Source organism: Hydrogenophaga intermedia (assembly GCF_023715105.1).
Taxonomy (GTDB): Bacteria; Pseudomonadota; Gammaproteobacteria; order Burkholderiales; family Burkholderiaceae_C; genus Hydrogenophaga; species Hydrogenophaga intermedia_A.
Map to the genome: position 1 here is coordinate 1 of NZ_JAMBNO010000068.1, position 1,422 is coordinate 1,422.

General features: G+C 65.8%; 1 protein-coding gene. It reads right to left on the reverse strand.

The genetic code is table 11. From position 1 onward, the window contains the following. Window positions 1–1,422, reverse strand: a 1,422-nt coding sequence (istA, locus tag M3149_RS22570; protein WP_251711600.1) for an IS21 family transposase, incomplete at both ends; no start/stop codon positions are given.

The window sequence follows — 1,422 nt, forward strand, 5'->3', positions numbered from 1 at the left end:
GTTGTTGGCCAGCAAGTCACGCACATGGCTGTAGCGCAGGGTGCCCAGGGCCAGAGCCCGTTCGCAGGCGGCCTCCAGCCTCACCTCGCCGTAGCGCCTGGACAGGCTCAGCAAGCCCAGGCAAGACCGGTAGCCATGCTCGGGGTGCTTGTAGGTCTGCAGCAGACGGGTGATCAGTTCGCCGCAGGCCACGCCGATGCGTTGCCCCCATTCGATGAGGCGCTGCGGCGTCCACTCCATGTGGGCGCGGTGGGCCGCAGGCATGTGCGCCTCCACCGTGGAGAAACCCCCACGCTTGTCGTTGCGGGCGTGAGCGGCCACGCGCTGACCGCGCAAGAGCAACTCGATGCCGTGACGCGTCATGCGCGCCTCCAGCGTCTGACCGACCAGCGAGTGCGGTGCGCTGTAACGGTGACCGTCGATCTCGACGTGGTAGTCGATGTGGACCTTCACGGTCTTGAAGCGCGCCAGCTCATAGGGCTGCTGGGGCAGCGGCATCAGGGCTGGGGCGTCCAGCTCGGCGAACACGCTGGAGCGGCTGCCCGGCAGCTTCTGGAAGGGTCGCTCGTTGAGGCTGGGGAGCAATTGCGCAATGGCCGCGTCAACCTGGGCGACGCTGTCAAAGCGCTGGTGGCGCAGCCGCGCCAGCACCCAGCGCGTGACGACTTGAACCGAGCTCTCGGCCGTGGCCTTGTCGCGCGGTGTGCGCGGGCGTGCAGGCAGCACCGAGGTGCCGTAGTAGCGGGCCAGGTCCTGCACCGTCTCGTTGGCACGCGGCTCGTAACGGTCTGGTGAGGCGATCACGGCACGTGCGTTATCAGGCACGATCAATTGCGGCACACCTCCATAGAAGTGCAGCGCGCGCACCATGCAGGCGATCCAATCGTCCAGACGCTGCGCAGGGGTGGCGCAGGCGAAGACGCAACTGGAGGCGGCCATGGCCGAGACAAAGACCTGGGCGCGGGCGCCACCGCGCAAGGCAACGGTTGCGCCCGCGAAGTCAATGAACAGCTTCTCGCCGGCACGCCGGTGTTGACGCATTGAACGCTTGAGGGTCTGGGCAAAGTCCTTGTAGTGCCCGCAGAACTGGGTGTAGCGCCAGGTACGACCATGGGGATGGGCCTCCACATACTCCTGCCACAGCAGCATGAGCGTCACACCCTTGCGGTCGAGTTCACGGTGGATACGGCCCCAGTCGGGGGTGATGTAAGGCTGCGAGGTGTTGGCCTTGGGCAGCAGGGTGGAGGTCAGTCGCTGCTCGCTCCAGCCCTGGACAGTCTCCCAATCCAGGCCGGCGGCATTGGTCAGGCCAACGTACTTGGCGACGGCTCCCTTGGATATGTTGAGGGTGGCAGCGATCTGCTCGTGCGAGAGATCGGCCTGCCACTTCAGGCGGATAACGTCTTTGATCATGCGTAGAGA